Source organism: Bacillus cereus group sp. MYBK139-1 (genome assembly GCF_051916915.1).
In the GTDB taxonomy this organism is placed as follows: domain Bacteria; phylum Bacillota; class Bacilli; order Bacillales; family Bacillaceae_G; genus Bacillus_A; species Bacillus_A pacificus.
Genome location: NZ_JBQAHO010000001.1, coordinates 918149 through 937204, shown reverse-complemented (window position 1 = coordinate 937204; position 19056 = coordinate 918149). Strand labels below are relative to the sequence as shown.

The window sequence follows — 19056 nt, the reverse complement described above, 5'->3', positions numbered from 1 at the left end:
TTTTTCATACCCGATGTTATTCAATTGCGCCTGCAACGTCATAATCGTTTAAATCTAATTCAATTGGTTGTCCTAGCGCTAATTTAGCGAGTTCTGATCCTAAATATGGACCAGCAGTTAAACCTGAAGCTCCTAATCCGTTTGCAACAAGAATACCGTCGAAGTTAGGAAGCGGTCCGATAACAGGTAAGAATCCTGGAGTAAACGGTCTAAATCCAACTCTCGTCTCAAGCATAGTAGCATCTTCTAAGCCAGGTGCAACTGTTAATGCTTTATGGAATACTTCATTTAAACCACCAGCCGTTACACGGTGATCGAAACCAGTATCATTCTCATGTGTTGCACCAATTACGACATGACCATTGTCAAATGTTAAAATGTATTGATCATTTGGTGGCATAACAACTGGCATATTTTCTGTTGCTGTATTTTCCATTCGCAAGTGAACAATTTGTCCTTTTTGGAACGTAACTAAGAAATTAATTCCTAAAGGGTTTAAGATTTCGTTCGCCCATGCACCTGCAGTTACAATAACCTTTTCTGCTAAAATAGTTTCATCGTTTACTATAACTCCCGTAATATGATTACCTTCACGGACTAATACTGCATCTCCTTTTATAAAAGTTGCACCATGTTTTTTCGCAGCGCTTATTAATGCATTACGTAATAATCTTCCATTTACTCTTGCAGCACCACTAATATGAACAGAACTAAATTCTTCTGATAATGCCGGGAATAATTTTTTTGTTTCTTCAGCTGATAAGCGAGTGATTTCACCAATCTCTGGGGCATCTTCACGACGTTTATACGCTCGTTCTTCCATTTGATCAAGTTTTTTCTCATCAGTATGTAAACTAATTGCACCTACACGGTTATAACCTGTGTCCGTTTCACCGTCATCTTCTAATTGCTGAATTAACGAAGAATAGTAACGTGCACCGCCTTTAACGATTTTATACCATGCTTTATTACGACGTTGCGAAAGCCATGGACAGACAATACCTGCTGCTGCATCTGTTGCTTGACCAACTTGTTGACGATCCACGATAATAACATTCGCGCCAGCCTTAGCAAGATGGTAAGCAGTAGACGCCCCTAAAATACCCGCTCCAACTACAATATACGATTTCATTTCAAACACCTTTTCTCTTTTGCTAATTATTTAAATATAAGAACATACTTTAGTATACTGAAAGGAATCCTTTTTTCAATGTGCCAAATACAATTAATTGTTGCATCATTGTGAATTGCCTAGTCTTACTTTTTCTTTTTACGAAATAATTCAATTGTTTTATATCCTTGCGAAAGAATTTCAATCATTTTCTCAAGACGTTTTTCACGTGTTTTTTCTTGTTTTACAGAAAACAAATTACGTGCCCAATCTTTTTTGTATCCAGGTGTTAAACTTTGATAAAACTTAAGTTCATTTGGGTGATTAGCTAATAAAGCTTCAACATCTTGAATTCGATCTGCATAATCAGCTACACATTGGCTCATTGCAGGCGTTTTTGTCGCTTTTTTCTTCTCACGCTTTAAACCTACAACAGTAAAAATATCATCCATACTTACCATTCGCGCAAATTTAATATCGCTTTCTCCCACATATCCATCTTCTCCAACGTTTAATGCTGGAAACATCTCATCACGGTGAATAAACGTACTGTAGCGAGAATTACCTTTTTTCGGATATGCGAAGAATACGTATCCTTTTTCAATTAATAATTCTTCATTACTAATAATATAATTCGTTTGTTTCACCATTTCATCCAGTGTTTCTACAAAAATAAAAATGGCATCGTGTTCTTTTGAAAATACAGTTTCTTTTCCTGTAAAAACTTCGTAATCACTTGGTTCATTAATAACAACCATATTCGTATACTTATTAAGTTTCAATTTATCGATAATTGACATGAAGATCTTCCTTTACATTCAAAATTCGTTGTTTATACTTTTTCATACTGTTCTAGTGTATTATATCTATTAAGAAAATCAAACTTTAATAATTGTTTTAAATTAAAATAACCGATTCTTCATAAGAACCGGCTAGCTATTTGTTTTATCATAACTCAATAGCAAATAAAGTATATAAAAGCTCTTTATATTGATCTTCTGTAATTTCACGTTTCGCTTTTTCACCATGAATCATTTCAGTTAAACTAGTATTTGTTAAAGAGACATGGCCAGAGTCCGTCAATTTGACTGCAATTGGGCCCTTATTGAAAATAGATTTCTCATCTTCTATTACTCTTTTTTGAACATCATTCACTACTACTTCATCAATTATACGATTATAAAAAGCATGACAAACTTTCCACTCACCATTCGTATCTTTTCTTTCTAGAACGTAATTCCCTTTACTCGTATCTTTTTGTCTCACTCGATACGTACCATTTTTAGAAGAAACAGACTCACCAGTAAAAGGTACAGGGACTAGAGGTACTAGTGAAGCAATACCTACATCAATTACGTATCGTACTTTATCATAATTTAGAATAATCGTTATATGTCCATTCTCAAGTGCCCATGCGTTTCTATCATTTTTATATACGGTACCTAATGCGAGTTGTACATCATAACCACAATCTTTTAAAAAGTAATAAAAAAGCGTATTTAATTCATAACAAAGCCCGCCGCGGGAACTAGTTAAAATTTTATTCTGTAAATTTTCCATAGTAATTATATTCGTATTACGGGCTATAACATCTAAATTCTCAAATGGTATAGTGTGTGCAAATGCAAAGAGAATTGTATTTAATTCCTCAAATTTAACTTCAGTACGCTTTGCAAGGTTCAATCTTGTAAACAGCTTATGTTGTAGATTTGTCATAGTCAGCACCCCTTAAAATATATAGATTAAAATAGTATATGCTGATTGTAAATTTGATGGGGTGCTGAAACAATGTGCATTTCGTTTAACTGTACCGGTACAAAAAGTCTAACCAATAAGATTACTTAAGATAAGAAGCTACGAATACAAATTTAATAGTTTGTCTATAGGTAAATTATTATGATTGCTTAAATCAACAAAATATTGAATTTGCCACAGTTGACTCTTTTTAGCTTGGTTGCTAACAGGGCTATCCCAGATTGGATAAATCCTCATAGCCATCTTGCCTTTTTGGTTTTCTGTTCTCAAGATTTTTTCCTTAAGAAGAATCTCTTTAGGGAAAATAAATTGTCCTAGTTTATTATCATCTATACAAGTGATAACTAATAAATCAGGAGCAGCGTCATAAGAAAACGCTTGATTTTGCATATTGTCATCTTTCTCCCAAAAAGAAACAAATTGACCAATTTTATTAGGAGTAATTTTTGATTTTCTAAAACGAATGGTTTTGTTATTTAAGTGAAATATACATCCTGCATATTCTGCGTTTTGCTTTTCTTCTTTTACATTCGTTATCATTAAATTATTAGGTTTGTAAACTATATTGTCTAAATTTCGCATCGTATCATTATAATTGTTCAAGAAAACTCCCCCTTTGTTCATTTCTTAGTTTAACACAAACATCAGTTCTTCTACATTGTATAGAATGTATATAATCATGAGTGACATGAAAAGGGAAGATATAATTATTACTTTAATTTACTTTTTACTTAAATAAAAAAGCCTCCATTTGGAGGTTTTTTTATGCAAACACTTCAGGATATGTTGTCGCTAAATACTCTTTCCAATAACCAGTGTCTCCATCCATATCATGTAGCCACCAATACATCATTAGCGTTTCTTATTCTTGTTTCTTGCCTTGTATAAATGCCTTATGGGGTAATCTTCTGTACAAAGCATCTATATTGAATAGATTTTTCCGCTGCATGTAATCATATTTAAAACCTTGTCACTTGTCCTTACTCTTCTTTTTATAATTCCCACTTTACTTTAAATAAAATGTGTTTAACTATTCGTGGGATGAAGAGTGTATTTTTGTAAATAATAAGTTTGTAAAGTATTAAATTGAGGAGGGTTTGTATGCAATATTCTAAAAAAGCTATAAAGTCTGCTTCTAATATGAAATCAGATTTTGCTACAACTGATGCGTAAAAAGTAAAACAAGAAATTCAAAATGATGTAAGAGCAGGACAAGGAGCAATGACTTCTCGAGAGGCGGGGGCAATGCGAGATTAAGAATACATTCCTTACTTGTATTTTTAGTTTGTTTATTTCTTAAACATTTACCAGTAATGAGTGTTTCTATAAAGTCACTGCCCTTAAGTAGAGCTTGAAGTGTTTCTTTGTTTTTACTTACAATGCGGTAAATAAAATCTTTCTTAATTATTTGTTTAGAATATAAAAATTCATTACTCCGCAATATTTTTACTTATTATAAAAAAATTGCGGAGTAATATAACTTAATAAACTATCAAAAGTGTCAATCTCAGAATACGGTTTTATTTCAGTCTTATTTGTGATTCTATGAGGATTAAACCATATCCCTTTTATATTTACATTTTGAGGACCAGCAATATCCTTTTCTAAGTCATCTCCAACAAATAATACATCTTCTGGTTGCACATTAAGCTTATTTAATGCTAGTTCAAATATACGTTTATCCGGTTTACTAAATCCTACTTCTTCAGAAATAATGATCGTATCAAAGTAATTGTTTAAATTCGTGTTAATTATTTTAGCTCTTTGCCTCTGACTTGAGCCATTTGTGATAATTCCAACTTTAAAGTACTTCTTTATATGATTTAAGAAATGAATAGTATTTTGGTCTATCGAAAAACATTTAGGGAATTTTTCATTCCAAAAATCTTCGATGTAATTGCGTGGTAATCTATACTTCGGCGGAAATTCATCAAACAATGATTCTAAAACTATCGTTTTATCACTCATGCCGTATTCCCTTTTATCATATTCTTTAAATTTCTGTAGCATATTGTTTTTTACTGTATCACTAACATCCTCATAACACTTTTCTAAAACAAATAAAAACAATGTATCTACTGCCTTATCCCTATTAAGTAACGTATCATCTAAATCAAACAGCATAGCTTTATAACCCATCAAATAAATTCACAACCTTTCTCACATGATTTAAATAATCCTTAGTTCGCACCTTAGGCCTTTACTAAATTAGCAAAAAAACTACAAAGTTTGTGGCGTACGCTCTAGAATTTCGCTTGCTTCTTTTATATTTAAATTCATCTCCCTTTCTCCCTTCTAGTAAAGTATCGAAAGTGTATTTTCAAACAGTTAAAAAAACTACATGTAATTTACATTATTATACATTAGTTTTTCGTAAATATTAATCGTTCAACTTTTTATATGATAAGTTTTTTCAAGCACACAAATATTCCTACATAAAAAAGGAATATCGGTAATAATCTTTTTTACGGAGAATACACAATCTTGAAAATGGAGTTAATACGTTAAACGTCTTATAAAGTTTCCTACTGTATCTCCACATAAACTACAGATAGTACGGCTATAATGACTACCAGAGGTGATATTATGAAAAACTATCATATCCTCGTGGTTGAGGACGATCAAGAAATTCAGGAATTAATTAAACAATTTTTAATGACACAACAGTATACAGTGGTAGTTGCTTCAGATGGACTAGAGGGTATGACACAATTTAATAAGCAATCATTTGATTTAGTTCTTCTAGATGTAATGATGCCCAATCTTAATGGATTTGAAGTTGCTAAAATGATTCGAAGTCAGTCAAACATACCAATTATTATACTAACTGCGTTAGAAGAAGAGGAAGATCAAATGAAAGGGTTCGATCTTGGGATTGATGATTATATAACAAAACCCTTTTCGTTTCATGTTTTGATTAGACGAGTCGAAGCAGTACTTAGAAGAAGTTATGATAACAATGTAAATAATCATTTGATATTTAAAGAAGTACGAATTGATGTTGATGCATATCGAGTATATGTAGATGATGTTGAAATTTTCTTAACGACAAAAGAGTTCGAAATTCTACAACTACTATTTCAAAATGAGAGAAAAGTACTGACAAGAGAAAATATCGTAGAGAAAGTTTGGGGATACGATTATTTTGGAGAAACACGAATAATTGATACACATATTAAAAATCTACGTAAAAAACTAGCTATCCCCTACATTAAAACAATAAAGGGTATTGGTTATAAAGTTGATGAATAAAATTTTAAAAATCATGAAGATGAAGCGAATTACTTATAAACTCTTTATGACTACATCTCTCATTTTGTTATCCTTTGCAGTGTTGATTTATTTAACTTTATACTTCTTTCTTCCTACGTTTTATGAGCAATACAAAACAGATCAACTTCAAACAGGGATAAAAGAAATAATTGATAAGTCCAAAGATCTTACATTTCAAGATGCGATACCACTTTTTGATGAATACGCAAAAAAAAATAACGCGATGCTTTCGCTTCAAAATAAAGAAGGAGTAATTATTTACTCGCCTTCATTTTCTTTTATTCAAAGTGGTACACAAACAACAGTAGTTACTAAAGCCACACGATTTGAGAATGCAGGTACCATTAGTAATTCATATAATGTTACGGAACCAATTCAATTCCAAGATGGTAGCTTAACACTTGTAGTGTTCGCAACATTTCAACCAATTGATGAAGCTTCGCAGGTATTAGTGCGTTTTCTCCCCTATATTAGTATCATTGTGCTCATAATTGGTATAGGGAGTGCTTATTTCTATTCCAGGTTTATTACAAAGCCACTTATTTATATTAATGAGGGTGCACAAAAGATGGCAAATTTGGATTTCTCCGAAAAAATTGAGGTTCGCTCTACAGATGAGTTAGGAGAGTTATCTAATAGTTTGAACGACATGTCTATTAACTTACAACAAGCTATGTTCGATTTAAAAAAAGCAAATGAACAACTAAAAAATGATATTGAAAAAGAAAGAGAAATAGAAACAAAACGCAGAGAGTTTTTTGCGATTGTAGCACATGAATTAAAGTCCCCTCTTACTGTAATGAAAGGGTACTTAGAAGGGATGATATACAATATTGGCCCTTATCAAAATCGTGATCAATATTTAAAGAAAAATCATCAAATTATTGAAAGTATGCAACAATTAGTTCGTGAAATTTTAAGTATGTCAAAGTTAGAACAACACACTTTTAAACTAAAAATAGAAGAAGTTAATCTTTCAAAGTTATTAGGTACAATCACAAAAGATCTCGAATTTTTCGCTTCTCAAAAAAGCATCCAAATAATAAAAGAAATTGACTCTGACTTTTCTGTTTATACAGATCGTGTTCTATTTGAAAAAGCATGTAAAAATGTTATCCATAATGCAGTTATGTATTCACCACATGATGAAAAAGTCTATATCAAGTTAAATAATGATTCTAAACATGGTCAAATCAAAATGCAAATTATAAATACAGGTGTCAATATTAAAGATGAAGATATACAACAAATTTTCAAACCATTTTATCGAATTGAAAAATCAAGGAATCGAAATACTGGGGGAAGTGGTTTGGGACTATATATTGTTAAACAAATTCTTGAAACGCTAAATATAAAGTATACTATAAAAAATATGGAACATAGTGTGCAATTTTGCATGAACATTCCTTTATCTAAAAAACAAACAAACAAACTCCCCTCTTAGTAGGGCGAGTTTGTTTGTTTTTGTAGCAAGTATAATCTTATTAGGAATCAATTAGGGGGACTTTTCGTTTTTTAAGCTTTTTATTTCTACCATCCAACTTTAAAATGAAATCAGTAGTTGTTATTCCTTATTCTATCCGAGACGAGGTTGTTATATATGCGCTATCCAATTGAAATTCCCATTACAAGAAAAACTCACTCTAAATCCATATTAAATTAAGTGGAGTTCAAAAAAATGGAGTTTGCGATGCTTAAAAACAAAGTTAATAGATATGTTAAAAAGCTTAATCATAAATGGAACAAATGTGTTACTAAGATTATCTATTACGTATAAAAAAGGTGTTCTTGGTAGTCCTCTCATTTTGTACAAGAGGAGTGCTATCCAGTGCATTTGTTAATTGTATAGGTATGTAAAAACCTATACAAAATCCATATATTCTTGAAAGAAATTGAAAATATATGATAGTTTCAAAGAAGTTTTTTCACATTGCACATTATAAAAAGATACTACCTGTAGTATTACTTTCATGTGTAACGCTTATAGGCTGTTCTAATAGTAATATTCAATCCGAACCATCAAAACAAACCAAAAAAGAAAATACAGAATGGTCTTTCACGTTCGAATCTCTTATTTAGAGTTAATATTTTATGTTTCCTTTCACTTTCAACCATTCTAATGCTCAATCATATTACGCTTATTTTTAGATTTTCCATTTGTAGCTATATTAATCGAGACATTTAAATCTAATTCTTTATTTTGAAGAAATACCCCTCCCTCTTTTTTGTGTTTTTTCCATAATTTATTATTTTGACGATATAAAGAATGTGATAACTGATACGTGTCAATCCCTCTTTCGATTCCTTTTCGGTACGTTGTTTTAATTTCTTTTTCAACTTGGGCCTCTGCAATTTTTTTAATATCATTTACAGGCATAGAGTGTATTAATTGAAAAATATCAGCATCGAAATGGATGTTCATAAGTATGCGTAACTTTCCATTTTTCACAAAATGTTTTGTATCTATCTTCGGGTTTTTTAATACTATATGTCCAATAATTTTCTGATTAAATTTTAAAAGTAATGGAGCTCGTTTCGTATTTCCATCCGTCCAGCGAATCCCAGCAATATCATGGCTGTTTAAATGATTTATATAGAATTTATCACTTATAAAACCATAACCACTAAATTTTAACATTGGAAATGATGTATGCCCTTTTTTCCAATATGCTTTAGTCGTAGCTAAGAAAGGAATACGAGTTGTCATCCCAGGTTCATAATAATTTCTTTGAAATTTATATAAAGGTAAAGGATCTATTATTGTATATTGCTTGGTTATCTCTTTTGGTAAATTAATGATTGTATATAATTGAGAAATATTTAAAATATTATTGTTTGCTAATATATTTTCTAAAGGTTCCTTAGTTCCAAATATCCACATAGTATCTCGAAATTGAAAAAAACGAGAGAAAAAATCATTAAATTGATTTATGTCACCATGTTTTAAAAATCGCTCTGTTACAACAATTGTTTTGAGATGCTCCCATGAGATTTCTTGTTGAGCCCCCTTATAAAAATCAAATGCTGCCTCATCTAAAATGGAGCCTTTTCCCTTTCCAATATAGGCCTGGCTATAATTACGGGTAGTGCTCCCTTCTTGTTTAGCTATGTTAGAGAAATTAATAAATTGCGGACGGATGATATAATTATTATCTTTAAAATCGATACCTAGACTATTTATATATAGAACGTGATGCAACTCTCTTTGATCCCAACACCCTGTTAGAAACGTACACATCATAAAAAGAAATACAACTATTCTTTTATTTTTCTTCATCTGTACTCTCTCTTTTCCTTGTATTATCTTGCGTATGCAATTCTTCAGGTCTTTTTTTCATATACGTGAAAGGAATTCTAAATGTGGCTGCTAGCATACTTTTAAATACAGGGGGTGAATATGGTGTAAAGAATGGGACTCCAAAAGATCGTAAATTCACTACATGTATTGCCATCACAAGAACACAGAAGATAAATCCTACTATACCTAATAAAGAAGACACTACAAATACTATATATCGCAATATACTTATTATTCCTGTTACCGACTGATTAGTTAAAGCAAATGTCGAAACAACCGAGATTGCTATTATAATGACCATAGATGCTGAAACAATTCCAGCACTAATAGCGGCTTGTCCAATAATCAATCCCCCTACCACAGATAATGTTTGACCAAATACCGCAGGAACACGCAATCCTGCTTGCCTCAAAACTTCAAATAAGGTCATCATTATTAGCCCTTCTAAAGGAGCAGGAAAAGGAATCCCTTCTCTTGATAAGCTTAATGTAGCTAACAACGTATAGGGAATCTGATCAGGATGATATGTAATTAATGCTATCCAAATTCCTGGAAGAAATATAGAAATTGCTATCCCCAAAAGACTTACAAGCCGTACAAAGCTACCGAATATATAGAAAAAATCTTGATCTTCAGATGTATTCACAAAAAAAGGAAACGTAACTGGAGCAATAGTGGCTGTCGGTGACCCTTCGACTAATAAAATAAAACGCCCATACAACAAACAATTCACAGCATAATCAGGACGTCCTGTATATTCAACTAAAGGAAATACACTAAATTGATTGTTTGTAATTAATTCTTCAATCTGTGCACTTGAAACAATCCCATCTATTTTAATTTGTCTTAATTTTAATCGAACTTGATTAATGATATCTTGGGATGCAATATCTTTTAAATACAAGAGGGCTACTTTAGTTTGTGTTCTTTCTCCAATAATAAATTCTTCATAACTAAGAGAACTTGTTTTTAGCCTTTTTCTAATTAATCCTATATTTGTGTTTAACTCTTCAACAAATCCATCACGTCCACCACGAATGGTCATCTCTGTATTTGTTTGCTCAACTGATCTTGTAGGTATTTGGGCAATATCAACTATATACCCTTGTTTATATTCTTCAAAAATAATGAGGAGGTTACCTTCAAATATAATCTTAGATATAGTTTCATTCGAATTTACTATATCTAATTTTTTTACTGATAACTGAGGAATTAATGTTGAAAGGTTAAATTCTTCTATAGAATTAATTAAAAGCTTTTTGCAAACTTGAGATGATGTGGCTTGTTTTAATTTTGTATTATCAATTAAGTTTTGACAATACATAAATAATACTGAACTCGTATTTTCTTCCTCATCCAATTTATGCTTTATTATTTTTACATCATTGCATCCTTCAAACCACTCTAGTATTACCTTCTCGTTTAATTCTACTCGTTTGTTCATCTACGTTGTCTCCTTCAAACTCAGCAACCTCATATAAATTATATACTCATACTCTTTCAAGAGCTTTTTTTAAATTTAACAACCCATACAAACACCATTAGTAATATAGAAAACAAAAATAGTCCTAATGTTGAAACTGGCAAAACAATTTGAGATACAAACCTATAGAAACTAGAGTCACTGATGGGTAGTATACTTATTACTAAAATACATGAAAGTATTGCAAACATAACCCGATTTCTTGTTTTCCGATTTGTAATTGATAACAAATCTGGAATGAGAAAAACAACAAGCGATAGACGAATAAAGATCCCTACAAGCCACTGATACACGGAGAGAAAGTCTAAATTTTCAATGTACCTTCCTATTGACACAAGTCTCCATTCTTCAAATGCTGGATATCGTTGGTTTGCTGCTGCGAAAGGACCAAATTCTATAATAGCTGCCATAACTGGGCCTATTGTGATACCAATAATAACAATACCTAAAGCAATCAATTGATATAATTTTACTTTTGAACAAATATGATGCTGTAAAAAAAGAATAAAAATTAATTCTAGAAATCCTGCTGCAGGATAAACCATTCCCCTAAATATTGGGTTCATTCCATTTTCCATCATTGGCTGAAGTAAAGAATAATCTTTATGTGGAACATTTGCAAACATTACAAAAAAACCAAGTAAAAATACAATTGGTAACAAAACACCTGTTGTAAGTGCAATAGATTGAATTCCTTTTGTAGCATTATAGAGACAAATCAACGAAAAAAGTATTCCTAATACAAAGTGAGGTGTTTCTGGTAAATAAAAAGAGAAAAAGGTTAAGGTTTCTTTTAGTGCAACGACACCAATCGTTATTAAATAAAGTGCAACTATGAATATGATTGGATATACACTGAATTTCCCGAAATTATTTTTTAGCCACAAAAACAAATGTTCATTTTTTATGTTTTTATATATGATGAATATTATTGAAATCCAAAGCAAGTATAGGATGCTTACTAATATGATAGAGATCCACGAATCTCTACCTGATGTATCTAATAACATAGGAATCATAATGACATGATTAATTATCCCAATACTACCAATGAGTATCATAGAAACTTGAAATAAAGTAATTGTTTGCTTATTCATACTTACCACCATATTTAGTAATGAAGAAATATTACATAGTATAACTGATACATTACTTCTTTATTCCAAATGGTTAGCACTTAGAGACATGGACAATTAAACTTTTTTTCACATTAGATGTAAGCTAGCTCCTTCTATTCTATACATAATTTTTTTAGGCAGGTATACTATAAACACAATAGTTCTAGAAAGGTGATGATGTTATGTATGAACAACAAAATAATAGAGATAGAGATCAAAAAATGATGTTTTCTATGCAAGGAGTTCCCACAAATAAAATTAACATGAATCAATTACCTAAATGGATTAGAATCTTCGGCTATTGTGCATTTGGCTGGATGATAGTATTTAGTTTAATTATGATAATAGGTTTAATTCTTCAATAACTATGCAGATAAACAGTTAAACGGGACAGTAATTAGATCATAGATCTAATTACTGTCCCGTTTTTTATATGTAATTCTTCAATAATATAGGTAACTGATCATAACAAAAAGAACCTGTAGAATATCCTACAAGTTCTTTTTCAAATTTAGTTAAAAGGAAACAACAAAATATCTTAACATTCAATACAGGGAGACCATTTTGATTATGGCTTGATTTTATTATATATCAAATATAAGCTTTTGAAATGAGTGATATTTGAAAATTATGTGAATTAAAAAACTAAGATGTTTGTATTAGATTTGGTTTACGACCAACTTCTTCTTACTTAAATACACTGCACGATCTGATTTTTTAGCAACTTCCTGTGAATGCGTTACAACAATAATACATTTATTCTCTTTATGTGCAAGTTCTTGAAACAGTTCTATAATATCCATTGCCGTTTCTTCGTCGAGGTTTCCTGTCGGTTCATCTGCAATCAGTAAATCAACATTACAAGATAACGCTCGAGCAATTGCTACACGCTGTTGTTGTCCACCGCTTAGTTGCAATACGTTTCGTTTTGCTTCAGTTTCTGTGAGTCCTACCCTCTCTAATAATTCTAATGCTCTTGCTGTTTTATTTTTCACTTTAACACCTGTAATTTCCATTGCTGTTAAGACATTTTGAAGAGCAGTCATATAGGTAATCAAATTATAAGATTGGAAAATTACAGATACATTTTGATTACGGTATCGATCCAAACCAATTTTTCGAATATCTTTGCCATTATACAGTACGTAACCATTTTTAGGGACATCCAGTCCACAACCTAAGCTTAGAGTTGTGGTTTTTCCAGATCCGGATGGTCCTAAAATTGTGTAGAAATGACCTTTTTGAAAAGAAAAGTTAACATTGTCTAGTATCGCTACATTTTTTCCATTACTTTCATAATAATAATCCAAGTTTTTAAATTGTAAAATCGTTTCCATATCGCGCCTCCTTATTCATCTTTTAAAAGAATTTGTTTTGGATTTAAACGTAGAATAGATAATGCCGGAAGAAGCGTTGCAATTATAGCAATAGCTAGTCCAATTCCACCCATTTTCCCTACATCTTCTCCTGTTACACTTACATCAATTTTATCAATTGGATTTTCTTTTTGATTTTGTAGAGTACCACCAGGCCCAGCCATCATTACAGTACCATGTTGCAAGGTATCTGTTTCTTCGCTCGCAGTAGCAATTTCACTCGAAAGTAAATTATTCCCTATAAATTGAGAAACTTTGGCTCCTGTTGTTATGGATAATCCAAATGCTAAAATAGCGATACATACTACTTCTACTACGAACTGCGCCATCAGTTTCCACTTTTTCTCTCCAATAGATAACAAAATTCCCATTTCCTTACGACGCCCTTTAATTGATAGCATAATGATTAACTCTAATATAATCGCACCTGCAATCGATACAATATAAATAATCATTTGAGAAGTAGAAGAGATATTTTCGATAGGACCAATCATTTGTTTGTACAATGAATCATGTGCATCTAATTTAAAATAATTAAAATCAATATTAGATTTTTTTGCTTCTTTTTTAAATGCATCAATGTATTGTGGGTCATTCAAGAAATACACGACTTGAACACTATTTATACCTTGATCTACTTCTAATTTTTTCATAGTTGAATGCGGCATATATAGTTTATTAGCTGGATCCATTATAGGAGGGGCCTGTTGACCCATTGCTTGCTCATTCGTTTCGTAAATACCGATAATTTCAATCTCGAGGGTTTCCTTCTTATCCCCTGATTGCACTTTTACTTTGTCTCCTACTTTCAAATTGTTTAATTCCGCTAATCGTTTTTCCATTAAAGCTACATTCTGATCTTTCATCTGTTCTGTAATTGGTTTTCCATCTATGATTTTACTTTTTCCATTTTTAAAGCTTTCTTGTAATGCTGTCTTGCGAACTCCCTCAATCGTAAAAGATGCATTCATATCTATTTCTGTACCTGAGCTTGAACCGCCTCGTACAGCTGCCATTCCCACTTTACCTTTCCCTTCTTCTTCATCTGAGGCTCCTACTAGTTTAAGTCCATCAGAAATTCCGAAAGTGTTAGTTATGTAATTATAGTCTTTTACATATTTTGACTTCGCTAATTGATCTGTTTCTTTTATATTGAGCTGCGGCGGTTTTGGCATTTCTCCAGTTTCTCTAGCTTTTTGACCTAATTTGTCAAAATCAAGACCTAAAGTAACATCTGCACCTAGTTTTTTTCTTGCAGCATCAGCTGCTTTTTTTGATGCATTTTGGATTGTGAACCCTGAAAGAACCAAATTTGTAACAATTAGAAAAACTGCCATCAAAATTAATGATGTTCCTATTCTTTTTTTCATACTGAGAATTGCACGTTTTATAAAATTCATTTTTTCTTACCTCCTTGATAACTTGTATTCTATATATGTTATCTAGAGTCTATATGGAGCTAATCGGTAGTTTATCTAGAGATATAAGGAGTTTATGTGTAGTTATTAATTGGCCACCGAAAAAACAATCCAAAAGCGTAAACGGTTTTGAATATCGGTAAGAAGTTTGTCCATTTAAGGGACTTATAGAAAAAGAAAAGGAGGTTAAGTTTAATTTAATGTATGTAACATGAAAAATATATTTATTGTGCAATTTCTACACGATAAACATAGAAATCACGTCATTTTAAAAGGTTAAAAAAAATAAGCTATTTTGAATGGTTGGATAGAGTTGAAGAAACTTATATTTAACTATGGGGTCCCGATACATCATTATCAATCTAATATTTTGCAATATTGATAAAACGAAAAAGACGTTATCCTTTCTGTAGAATTTTAGGAAAGGATAACGTCTTTTTTATACTTGTATACTCAAAGTTCCTTTGATTTGTTTTTGGATGGTAAAACACGTTTCTCTACTCTTTCATATTGAGTAAGTAATTGCCTAATAAAAGATAATTTCGGTACTAACCAATACAAAATTATCGCTGAAATACACCCTATTAAAGCCCCTATTGCAACATCAAAAGGATAATGAACCCCTACCCAAATACGAGAGATCGCTACACAAAGTGCAAGTATAAGCCATAGCCATCCAGTTTTTTTACGAACAAGCCAAAACGAAAAACAAATTGAAAAAAAGAGAATCGTATGGTCACTAGGAAATGAATTATCTACAGCATGGTCGACAAGTTTATTAACATCAGGCAATACTGCAAACGGTTGATAATTCAGATGGAATTTCCCTGCTATTTTCCCGATTACCTCAGCAATTACAAAAGCAACCATCGCTTGAATAACCATCATCCTACTTTTTCTGGATCCAGTAAACCAATAAGCTAAAATAATTAAAGCAAAAATATATACCATATATTCTGCCAAAAATACGATGGCCGGGTTTAGGAATGAATATTGTTTACCTAAATCATTAATTGTTCGAAAAATATCAATATTGAATTGAGAAAAAGACATTTCAAATCCCTCCTTTTTCACTTTAATAAAAAAAGAAAAAGGAAAACATCGAATTTCCTTACAAACATTCGTGCATTCTTACAGTTTTGTCATTTTCTCGTCACTTTGTAAATAGGTTCATCGTCTTGCCTTTTGCTATATTCATAAACTCTTATATCTACAACTACGGAAACGATAATTACACATAAAAAAGAGAAGAACCTTGGTAAGTTCTTCTCTTTTTTTATTAAATTGTAATATAATTACAGTATGTGAAATTATACTATTTTAACTTTAAAACAAATGAACTTAACGCAGGAACTTTAATTTTATTGTCATGAACAACATAAAGTGGTTTACTTCCCGCCTGCTTCCCGTCTACTAGTACTTTCCAAGGACCTTTCGATGGAAGTGTTATTTCAACAGCTTCTCTATTTGCATTGTGAGCCACCGTAAAGTATTCATTTTTATTCCCCTCTATTGTATAAGCTACAGTATTTTTCGGAGCATCAATAAATGATACATGTGTTTTTATTTGTTCTGCAGATGTCATTCGAAAAGCTGAGTACTTTTTGCGTAATTCTATTAAACCCTTCATATAATCTACTTCATTATTAAATGTTGCACGGCGCAGCCAATCCATCTGGTTAATTGAATCTGGAGATTTGTAACTATTATGATCACCGTATTTCGTCCGCATAAACTCTTGCCCTGCATGTAAAAATGGAATTCCTTGTGATGTTAATAAAATTGAAGAAGACAATTTGTGCATTTGTTTTCGCACTTCATCGCTATCACCTGAATTAGTTAACTCAAGTTTATCCCATAATGTATGATTGTCATGTGCTTCCACATAAGTTAATACCTGTTCCGGATCTTGATAGGTAGACGAATTTGTATCGTAGTCAATACCTGCCGTAATACCTTTTTTAATACGATCTTCCATGTTTTCCTTTCCATTTATAAAACCATTTTCCTTCTCCTCAAATACACTACCTTTCAATCCATCACGTATATTATCATTAAAATGAGCAATCCCTTTCATTTTCACTGCATTTTTTTGATTTGCTTTCAACTCTGCTGCAAGAGGTGTATTTAAATCCCAACCTTCTCCATGCAGTATAATAGAAGGGTTAATTTGATTAACAGCTTTACGTATTTCATTCATTGTTTCATAATCATGAATACCCATTAAATCAAAACGGAATCCATCTAAATTGTATTCTTTTGCCCAATATGTGACGGAATCTATCATAAATTTCCTCATCATTTTTCGTTCTGAAGCAGTATCATTTCCTACACCAGTGCCATTTGCAAATGTTCCGTCTTCATTGTAACGATAATAATAACCTGGAACTAACTTATGAAAATTAGATTCAGTAGCATTATACATATGGTTATAAACTACATCCATAACAACACGAAGGTTATTATCGTGCAGTGTTTGAATCATTTGCTTTAATTCAGTTATTCGAACAGTTGGCTCATATGGATTTGTAGAATAAGATCCCTCTGGAACGTTGAAATTTTTCGGATCATATCCCCAGTTATATTGTGGTTCGTTTACGTTCTCTTCATTTACTGAAGCATAATCAAATATCGGTAAAAGCTGAACGTGTGTAACACCAAGATCTTTTATATGATCAAGTCCTGTTTTTACACCTTCAGGCCCTCTTGTTCCTTTTTCTGTTACTCCTAAATATTTCCCTTTCTGCTTAATCCCACTTTCAGGTTGGATGGAAAGATCGCGTACATGCAATTCATAAATAATAGCATCTTCTGGATTTTTAAATTTAGGCTTTTTATTAGCGTTCCATTTTTTCGGATTTGTTTCTTCTAAATCAACAACTGCCCCTTTATCTCCATTTACAGAAGCAGCACGTGCATACGGATCAACGGCTTCAATCCACTTATCACCAATTTTTACCTTATATGTATAATAGAGACCTTTTTGATTCCCTTTAAGTTCCGTTTTCCAAGTGCCCTTTTCACTTTGTTGCATGTTTATTTCAGTACCTATTTTATCGTTCCATTTTTTATATGTAACTAACTTCGCTTCACTCGCAGTAGGAGCCCATACACGGAATTTTGTATGTTGTGGTGTATATATATTACCTAAATCGTTGCCACCGTAATAAAATAATTTATCAAACTCCTCACTACGAATTACTTTACCGATTTCAGTATTCGTATCAGCTACGTTTTCGATTTTAACTTTGTATGTCTGTTTTAAATCAATTTTCTGCTCCGTAATTATTTTAAACTTATTCGTAATATTCCCACTGTTTCTATCATAAGGACTAATATTCTTAATTTTAATGCCTTCAATTTCAATATTTCGTTCCTTAATATGAAACGGGACATTAGTCGTTACAGTAATTTCATGGAAACTATCAATAGATGCTTTTTGGATTGATAGATCCGATGACGGCTTAGAATTATATACTTTTTCATCACCCGAAAGAATCCATACTTCAGCACGACCATCCTTTATATTTTCAATCCAACGATCGCCACCATCTTTTTCCCACTCATTTGTACGAATGATAAATCCTACACGATTATAGTCACCATCTATATTAATCTTTGCGTACTTTCCAAATTCATCTTCACCAGTAAATTCATATGAGTTACCATTTGCATTTTCTCCCCATATCCAAAGATTCCAGTCTTTTGTATTTCCAGACTGTTCTTTGTAATGAATGATAACTTCAGTTGTTTTCGAATTTGAAATTGCCTTTACACTTTGAAAAGAGAAAACAGATGATAACATAACGATTATAGTAAGTAATAAAACTGATTTGTTAATTAATCTTTTTATCATTTGCACCACATACACCCTTTCTTTAAATAGCATGAACGTTATATTCTGCTCTTACTACATTACAACTACTTAAATTAATCTAAAAAATCTCTTTTATTTCACCCCCATATTGGCTGATTTCACATATGTATTTCAATGATCTTTTGGATACGAAAACGTTTGCATTAATGTTTTAAAAAATAGGGTTGTTTATCTCTTCATATATTTGTAAATACTAAAAGATCAGGGAAAACATTATAAAGCAACCGTTTGTTATCGCTTTCATTCTATAGCACTTCCCGTTAAAAGGTCAATATATTATTAATTTTCTGTTTTTATACACTATAAACCTTACATATTTGACGTAACTTTTAAAGATACCCTCCCTA

The 19056-nt window shown here is 31.7% G+C and carries 15 protein-coding genes and 1 pseudogene; 4 read left to right on the top strand and 12 right to left on the bottom strand.

The window, feature by feature from the left end; translation table 11 throughout:
* Window positions 1-16 precede the first annotated feature (16 nt).
* From ACTFRS_RS04790 to ACTFRS_RS04770, 5 genes are all read right to left on the bottom strand, one after another.
* Window positions 17-1132 carry an NAD(P)/FAD-dependent oxidoreductase gene (locus ACTFRS_RS04790; protein ID WP_139865757.1) on the bottom strand — a complete coding sequence of 372 codons (1116 nt, stop codon included), beginning with the start codon at window positions 1130-1132 and terminating at the stop codon, window positions 17-19.
* A gap of 125 nt (window positions 1133-1257) precedes the next feature.
* Window positions 1258-1911 (bottom strand): YdeI/OmpD-associated family protein, encoded by a 654-nt coding sequence (locus ACTFRS_RS04785; protein WP_242293551.1) that lies wholly within the window; start codon window positions 1909-1911, stop codon window positions 1258-1260.
* Between the two features lie 148 nt (window positions 1912-2059).
* On the bottom strand, window positions 2060-2827 hold the full coding sequence (locus ACTFRS_RS04780; RefSeq protein WP_139865759.1) for an arylamine N-acetyltransferase family protein: 768 nt from the start codon (window positions 2825-2827) through the stop codon (window positions 2060-2062).
* Window positions 2828-2965: 138 nt separating this feature from the next.
* Complete coding sequence (locus ACTFRS_RS04775) at window positions 2966-3490, bottom strand: MepB family protein (protein ID WP_139865760.1); 525 nt, start codon at window positions 3488-3490, stop codon at window positions 2966-2968.
* Window positions 3491-4312: 822 nt separating this feature from the next.
* Window positions 4313-5005, bottom strand: coding sequence for an HAD family hydrolase (locus ACTFRS_RS04770; protein ID WP_242293596.1), 693 nt, complete (start codon window positions 5003-5005; stop codon window positions 4313-4315).
* Window positions 5006-5452: 447 nt separating this feature from the next.
* Between ACTFRS_RS04770 and ACTFRS_RS04765 the strand changes: the two genes are divergently transcribed.
* From ACTFRS_RS04765 to ACTFRS_RS04755, 3 genes and pseudogenes are all read left to right on the top strand, one after another.
* Window positions 5453-6118: a response regulator transcription factor gene (locus ACTFRS_RS04765; RefSeq protein ID WP_242293550.1), complete on the top strand. Its 666-nt coding sequence runs from the start codon at window positions 5453-5455 to the stop codon at window positions 6116-6118.
* Window positions 6111-7583 carry a sensor histidine kinase gene (locus ACTFRS_RS04760; protein WP_139865762.1) on the top strand — a complete coding sequence of 491 codons (1473 nt, stop codon included), beginning with the start codon at window positions 6111-6113 and terminating at the stop codon, window positions 7581-7583. Before ACTFRS_RS04765 ends, ACTFRS_RS04760 begins: the two co-directional genes overlap by 8 nt.
* A 458-nt stretch (window positions 7584-8041) precedes the next feature.
* Window positions 8042-8185, top strand: a pseudogene (locus ACTFRS_RS04755) (class A beta-lactamase); the annotation flags it as partial.
* A 70-nt stretch (window positions 8186-8255) separates the two neighbouring features.
* On the opposite strand, the gene ACTFRS_RS04750 reads toward ACTFRS_RS04755, so the two are convergent.
* From ACTFRS_RS04750 to ACTFRS_RS04740, 3 genes are read right to left on the bottom strand one after another with little or no spacing between them, the layout of a single operon-like run.
* The gene (locus ACTFRS_RS04750) at window positions 8256-9416 is read right to left on the bottom strand and encodes a Ger(x)C family spore germination protein (protein ID WP_139865763.1); all 1161 of its coding nucleotides are present in this window, start codon (window positions 9414-9416) and stop codon (window positions 8256-8258) included.
* Complete coding sequence (locus ACTFRS_RS04745; protein WP_242293548.1) at window positions 9403-10881, bottom strand: spore germination protein; 1479 nt, start codon at window positions 10879-10881, stop codon at window positions 9403-9405. The genes ACTFRS_RS04750 and ACTFRS_RS04745 overlap by 14 nt, the downstream gene beginning before the upstream one ends.
* 56 nt (window positions 10882-10937) lie before the next feature.
* Window positions 10938-12017, bottom strand: coding sequence for an endospore germination permease (locus tag ACTFRS_RS04740; protein WP_139865765.1), 1080 nt, complete (start codon window positions 12015-12017; stop codon window positions 10938-10940).
* Between the two features lie 203 nt (window positions 12018-12220).
* Here ACTFRS_RS04740 and ACTFRS_RS04735 point away from each other — a divergent pair, with 203 nt between their 5' ends.
* On the top strand, window positions 12221-12403 hold the full coding sequence (locus tag ACTFRS_RS04735; RefSeq protein WP_071716333.1) for a hypothetical protein: 183 nt from the start codon (window positions 12221-12223) through the stop codon (window positions 12401-12403).
* 294 nt (window positions 12404-12697) lie between these two features.
* On the opposite strand, the gene ACTFRS_RS04730 is transcribed toward ACTFRS_RS04735, so the two are convergent.
* The 4 genes from ACTFRS_RS04730 to pulA form a co-directional block, all read right to left on the bottom strand.
* Entirely contained in the window at window positions 12698-13375 is a 678-nt protein-coding gene (locus ACTFRS_RS04730; RefSeq protein ID WP_139865766.1) for an ABC transporter ATP-binding protein, read from the bottom strand.
* 11 nt (window positions 13376-13386) lie between these two features.
* Window positions 13387-14814: an ABC transporter permease gene (locus tag ACTFRS_RS04725; RefSeq protein WP_242294849.1), complete on the bottom strand. Its 1428-nt coding sequence runs from the start codon at window positions 14812-14814 to the stop codon at window positions 13387-13389.
* Window positions 14815-15285: 471 nt separating this feature from the next.
* Window positions 15286-15885, bottom strand: a complete 600-nt coding sequence (locus ACTFRS_RS04720; RefSeq protein ID WP_440024113.1) for an undecaprenyl-diphosphatase — start codon at window positions 15883-15885, stop codon at window positions 15286-15288.
* Window positions 15886-16147: 262 nt separating this feature from the next.
* Window positions 16148-18688, bottom strand: coding sequence for a type I pullulanase (pulA, locus tag ACTFRS_RS04715; RefSeq protein WP_242294850.1), 2541 nt, complete (start codon window positions 18686-18688; stop codon window positions 16148-16150).
* Window positions 18689-19056 lie beyond the last annotated feature (368 nt).